At 70.3% G+C, this 5,874-nt stretch carries 6 protein-coding genes; 4 read left to right on the forward strand and 2 right to left on the reverse strand.

Going from position 1 to position 5,874, the window contains the following annotated elements:
• The first annotated feature begins 47 nt into the window (after nucleotides 1-47).
• The 3 genes from MZC64_RS40850 to MZC64_RS40860 are packed head-to-tail and all read left to right on the forward strand — an operon-like array spanning nucleotide 48 to nucleotide 3,073.
• On the forward strand, nucleotides 48-707 hold the full coding sequence (locus MZC64_RS40850; protein WP_247765013.1) for a response regulator transcription factor: 660 nt from the start codon (nucleotides 48-50) through the stop codon (nucleotides 705-707).
• The gene (locus MZC64_RS40855; protein ID WP_247765014.1) at nucleotides 704-1,795 is read left to right on the forward strand and encodes a sensor histidine kinase; all 1,092 of its coding nucleotides are present in this window, start codon (nucleotides 704-706) and stop codon (nucleotides 1,793-1,795) included. Before MZC64_RS40850 ends, MZC64_RS40855 begins: the two co-directional genes overlap by 4 nt.
• 24 nt (nucleotides 1,796-1,819) lie before the next feature.
• Complete coding sequence (locus MZC64_RS40860; RefSeq protein ID WP_247765015.1) at nucleotides 1,820-3,073, forward strand: cytochrome P450; 1,254 nt, start codon at nucleotides 1,820-1,822, stop codon at nucleotides 3,071-3,073.
• Here the strand turns inward: MZC64_RS40860 and MZC64_RS40865 are convergent.
• Complete coding sequence (locus tag MZC64_RS40865) at nucleotides 3,063-4,157, reverse strand: VanZ family protein (protein WP_247765016.1); 1,095 nt, start codon at nucleotides 4,155-4,157, stop codon at nucleotides 3,063-3,065. The genes MZC64_RS40860 and MZC64_RS40865 overlap by 11 nt on opposite strands.
• 645 nt (nucleotides 4,158-4,802) lie before the next feature.
• Here MZC64_RS40865 and MZC64_RS40870 point away from each other — a divergent pair.
• A complete protein-coding gene (locus MZC64_RS40870) occupies nucleotides 4,803-5,117 on the forward strand; it encodes a hypothetical protein (protein WP_247765017.1) in 315 nt (104 codons plus the stop codon).
• A 67-nt stretch (nucleotides 5,118-5,184) separates the two neighbouring features.
• Here MZC64_RS40870 and MZC64_RS40875 read toward each other — a convergent pair whose 3' ends face one another.
• Nucleotides 5,185-5,829, reverse strand: a complete 645-nt coding sequence (locus tag MZC64_RS40875) for a type VII secretion system-associated protein (protein ID WP_247765018.1) — start codon at nucleotides 5,827-5,829, stop codon at nucleotides 5,185-5,187.
• Nucleotides 5,830-5,874 lie beyond the last annotated feature (45 nt).

The following is a 5,874-nucleotide window of genomic DNA, read 5'->3' on the forward strand; positions in this document are numbered from 1 at the left end:
CGCCTGAGCTGGTGCAGGCGAGTCTGGCCCCCGCAAAGGAGCGTGGCGTGATTCGGGTGGTCGTCGTGGACGACGAAGAGCTGGTGCGGTCGGGTTTCCGCCTCATCCTCCAGGCGGCAGGGGACATCCAGGTGGTGGCCACCGCGTCCGGCGAGCAGGCGGTGCGCGAGGTGGAGCTACAGCGGCCCGATGTGGTGTTGCTGGACATCCGGATGTCCGATGTGGACGGACTCACCGTGCTGCGCCGGCTCCAGTGCCTGCGCCCCGCACCGGTGGTGGCCATGCTGACCACCTTCGACTCCGACGAGTACATCGCCACCGCGTTGCGCTCCGGCGCGGCCGGCTTCATCCTCAAGGACACCGCGCCCGTGCAGCTGGCCCAGCTGGTGCGCACCCTGGCCGCGGGCGGGGTGGTGCTCTCCGCCAAGGTCACCCGCACGGTGGTGGACGGCTACCTCGGGGCGCGCACGGACGCGGCGGCCGTGGCGCGAGCCGGACAGCTCTCCGAACGGGAGCACGCGGTGCTGGTGCTGATCGCGGAAGGCTTGTCCAACAACGAGATCGGCGCCCGGGTGCACCTCAGCGCCGGCACGGTGAAGGACCACGTCAGCGCCATCCTGACCAAGCTGCGGGTGGGCAGCCGGGTGCAGGCGGCGCTGGTGGCCGAGCGCGCGGGCCTGCTCGCCGAGCCGGGACCCCGGCCATGACCCACCGGCCGCGCGAGTGGCCCGTCACCGCCGCTGTGGTCGGCGTCGCCGCGATCGAGGCGACCTTCGCCGCGTTCACCGAGCTGACCGCGGCCTCCGCGTTCGGCGTGCTCGCCGTGCTCGCGCTGGTGCCGCGGCACCGCTGGCCGTTACCCGCCTTCGTGCTGGCGCTGCCCGCCCTGATGTTCCTCGATTTGCTTATCCCGGCAATCGTTGTCCTGTACACGGTCGCCGCCCGGTACCGGAACTGGTGGCTGATCAGCGGCTGCGGGCTGGCCGTGGCGGTCTGCCAGTTCTTCCCGCTGCCCGCGCCGGGCTCGGCGGTCACGGCCACCGAACTGGCGCTCAACCTGATGGACTCGATCTTGCTGGCCGGCGGGTCGATCCTGCTCGGCCGGTTCCTGCAAACCCGGCACGAACTGGCCCTGCGGCTGGCCGAGGTCCAGGAAGCCAGGGACCACGAACGGCAACTCGACGCCCAGGTGATCCTGACCAAGGAACGCAACCAGCTGGCCCGCGAGATGCACGACGTCGTTTCCCACCAGGTCAGCCTGATCGCGGTGCAGGCCGCCGTGGTCACGGTGAGCACCACCGATCCGACCGCGCGGGCGGCGGCGGCGCACATCCGCACGCTGTCGGTGAACACCCTGGACGAACTGCGGCACATGATCAACCTGCTGCGCGCCGCCGGTACCCCCGCCACCGAACTCGCCCCGCAGCCCACGCTGACCGAGCTGCGCTGGCTGATCGACAACAGCGGGATCGACATCGAGCTGACCGGCGGCATCCCCACTGGCATCGAGGCGCCGGTGCAGCGGGCCATCTACCGCACCATCCAGGAGGCGCTGACCAACGTCCGCAAGCACGCCCCCGGCGCCAAGGCCATTATCGAGTTCAGCCAGGACAACACCGACCTGACCGTCACCGTCACCAACACCGCGTCCAGCCGGCCCGCCCTCGCCCTGCCCAGCGCCCGCCACGGGCTCATCGGCTTGCAGGAACGGGCTGCCCTGCTGGACGGGCGATTCCACGCGGGCCCCACGGCCGACGGCGGATTCCAGCTCCGGCTGCGACTTCCGCTCACCTGATGGCCCGACGACGAAAGGCCAACCATGACCGAATCCACCGACCACCGGCCGGCCGCGGAGAGTTTGCAGCCACTCGGGTCGCGCCGGGACCGGTTCGCCCCGCACGCCTCGCTGCGCGCGGTGCAGGCGAGCGGGACGAGTTGCCCGGTCACCACCGTGACCGGCCGGGTCAGCACCCTGGTGGCCGGGCACGCCCAGGCGCACGCGGTGCACGGCACGGACACGCTCAGCCTGGGCGCGGTGCCACCACCCGAGGGCACCGCCGTCGGCCTGACCGACGAGCAGATCCGCCGCCGCCGGGCAGGCATGCTGCTGCTCATGGACGCGCCCGAACACGGCCGGGTGCGGCGCACCGTGGCACCGCGTTTCACCGTCCGCGCGATCAAAGCCCTTGCCCCGCAGGTAGAACTCGTCGTCAGCGAGCAGCTGGACCAGTTCGTCGCCGCGGGCGCGCCTGGCGATCTGGTGTCCGGCTTCGCCATGCCGGTGCCCTCGCTGGTGATCTGCCGCCTGCTCGGCGTCCCCTACACCGACCAGGACCAGTTCCAGCGGCGGGCCGCACTGATCAGTTCCGCGAGTCTGCCGCCCGCCCGGCGCGGTGCGCTGGAGGACGAGGCCCTCGACTACATGCGGGAACTGGTCGCCAAGGCCCGGCGCGAGCCCGGTGACGACCTGCTCGGCTACCTCGTCCGCGAGCACGGTCAGCAGGCCGTCGCGGACGGCGGTGTCGACGATGACGAGATCGCCGGGCTGGCCAACCTGCTGTTGATCGCCGGCCACGACACCACCGCCAACACCATCGCGCTGGGTGTGCTTGCGCTGCTGGAGAATCCGGACCAGCTCAAGCTGTTCCGGGCCGCCATCGCCCAGGATGATCACGACGCGGTGGGCCGGGCCGTGGAGGAAATCCTGCGCTTCACCAGTGTGGTGTCCAGTGGATTCCCTCGCCTCGCGCTCGCCGACACCACAGTCGGCGAGCAGACCTATCCGGCGGGCACGATGATCAGCGCGTCCCTTGCCGCGGCCAATCGCGACCCCGCGTTCGGCCCCGACCTGGACACCCTCGACCTGACCCGCCACACCAGGGGACACGTCGCCTTCGGCTTCGGCGCGCACCACTGCCTGGGCGCGCCACTGGCCCGCCTGGAGCTACGCGCCGCGCTCACCGCGTTGCTGACCCGGCTGCCGGAGTTGCGTCTGGCCGACCCCGGCAGTGCCGTCGCCTTCCGCCGCGACTCGTTCATCCACGGCATCGAATCGCTACCCGTCACCTGGTGACTGGCTCCCGGGCGTCGATCACGCGCAGGCCGGAGACCAGACCGGAGAAGCCGCGGTGACTGCGCGGGCGCCAGGCGAACACCACCGCGGCGAAGGCCAGCAGGCCCGGCAGGAAGCTCAGCCCGGGCCAGTACTGCTCCAGGCCGCTGAACAGGTAGTAGCCGAAGGTGCCTGCCAGCAACGCGGGCAGGATCCGGACGCCGGGGTGGCCGCCGTCCGGGCCGGTGCGGCGCAAGCGGACCGCCTGCTGGCCAAAGGTGGCGCCGCTCGGTCGCAGGGCCGGGATGGCCAGCAGGACGACGGCGGGCAGCCAGGTGCTGAGCACGGTCAGCGCCAGCCGCCCGCCGGGGCTGTCGTTGAGCCACACCTGGAAGGCGAAGTGCGCGATCACGTTGGTGGAACCGGCCAGCAGACCACCCAGGATCACCACCGAGAGCAGGTCCACCAGCATGCCCTGGAACCGCCGGAAGGTGGTGACCGGACGGGGATCGCCCGCGGGGATCTCGGTGCTGCGGTCGAACAGCCGCAGCAGCGGCGCGGCCAGCACACCGAGCGCGGCGCCCGAGGTGTTGGTGATCAGGTCGTCCACGTCGAAGAGCCGGTACGGGCAGGCGAAGAGGAACCAGTTCCCGGTGAGCTGGGTGCACTCGATGAACAGCGACACCCCGAACCCGGCCAGGATGACCACCGGCGCGCTGCGGCGGGTGTAGTGCCGCAGGAACGCGCCCAGCGGCAGGAACAGCGCCACGTTGAACAGCAGTTGCTGCACCGCGGGGTTGGCCAGCACGGCGCCGAAACCGTTGCCGCGCTGCAACTTGGCCACATCGGCCAGCGACGCCAGCGGGGTCAGCTGCGGATGCGTGGCGTGCGCCGCGCACCAGGCCGCGTCGATCTGCGGGATCGGGAAGAGCGTGTAGGCCAGCAGCGCCAGCCCGTAGAGCAGGAACCCGAAGGCCAGCACCGCTTGGCCAAGGCCCAGCTCACCGCGGCGGCGGTAACTGCGGACGACGAACGGGGCGAACAACGCCACGGCAAGCAGACTCGCCCCGACAATGGCGAGGACCGCGGGCAGCAACCTGGTCAAGGACAACCTCTGCACTCAGCGAACGAACACCGGGCCGATGCCCGGCACGGTGGCGCACGCTACCGCCCACCGCGGCCGGTTCCGGCGCGCGACGCGGGACGCCTACTCCATTGTGGACAATCGGGCAACGGCTCGGTCCGTTTGTCCATTGTGGAGTCCCCGCATCCTGCCCTCGACACCGCCCACCGCGGGTTACGCTACAGCTTGTAGCGAAATTAGCCTGTTCGGCGTATTCCCCGCCACCACCGACCCGGATAACGTTTTTCCCAGGGGGGCACTTTCGGGATCAAATCCCACAGCGAGGAGATTCTTTGAACAATTCCGCACGCCTGCGCCCGCGCTAGTCGACAATCGCCATGCAGGTCATGGTGTTCGTCGACGTGGCCCTGGCCGGGGCGTCAGCACCGGCAAGGGCGCGGGGTGCACCGATACTGCCTGGTTCAGCACGCCCGCACAGGACCGCAGGTGGATCTGCTAGTCCGGCCCGTTGCCGCCCGGGTTCTGGGTCGAGTTCACCGGAACCAACCTGAACTGCGGCGGCCCGACCTACTTCATCCGAAGCGCCTGACCCAACAGGGGGACAACTCCATGAAAAGCAATTCGCGCTGGCCAAAAATGGCCGGAATGGCCACCGCAATCGCCGGAATGGCTATCGCTGGCGGCATCCTTGCGGCCAGCCCGGTCAGCGCCGCACCGGCACCCGCCGCACCGGCCACCACCGCGGGGGCGCTGAACTGGGTCTGCGCCGGGTCGCCGATCCCGGCGGGACAGGTCATCACCATCGTCGGCAAAGGGTGCAACGGTCTCGGTTCCTGGTTCGTGGTGCCCGTGCAGAGCAGCGGCATGTGGATCTGTGACATCTCGCCCATCCCGCCCGGCTACGTGATCACCAACGCCCTGCCCGCCTCGAACTGCTGTGCCTTCGCCAAGTCCTACTTCATCCGGCTGCCCCGCCCCTAGTCGCCGAACGGTTCGGGCGGAGCCCCAGCTCCGCCCGGCCGGACCAGCTGCCAGTCTCGTTGAGCCGTCACGTTCCTGGCGCGGGCTCCTCGTCGGCGGGTTCGCCCGTGCCGGGCTCCCAGGGCACCACGCGCAGCCCGGTCAGATCGTGGTGCCGGGCATGCAGCTCGGCGACCTCCTCCTCCCCCATCATCAGCGTCTCGCGCATGAAGTCACCGGTGAGCCGCACCGAGGCCGTCCCACCCGGGTTGAACAGCACGTCCACCCCGTCGGCCAGCAGCACCACCAGCTCGTCCAGGTCGATCCGCCGCCACTCCGGTGAACTGATCCGCCTGCGATGTTGCTCCCCGGAGGCCACCACCACGCACAGCAGGTCGTCAGGGGACCGGGTGAGCAGCGGACGGCCGTCGCCGTTCATCCCGATGTCGAACAGCGTGTCCCGCAACATCAACTGGATGTGGTCGACCTCGGCCCGGCCCTGCAACACCAGCCGCAGCACGGCATCCAGCGGATCCGAGGGCGAGTTCTCGTCCGCGGGCACGTACTCCGGATTGGCCCGGAACTTGCCGACCTGCCCGCCCTCCTCCACCGGCCACAGACCGACCACGGCCTCCAGCGGCGGCGGCTCGTGCTCGGTGGCCGGACGCCACTCCGGGTCCATCAACAGGAACCAGTTCTCGCCCGGCTGGGCGTCCTCGGTCGTGGTGTCCATCGTGCTGCCTCACTCCTCCGCTGGTGTTCCTGCCTGGTGTCCGGC

The organism is Crossiella sp. S99.2, from assembly GCF_023094165.1.
Lineage (GTDB): Bacteria > Actinomycetota > Actinomycetes > Mycobacteriales > Pseudonocardiaceae > Crossiella.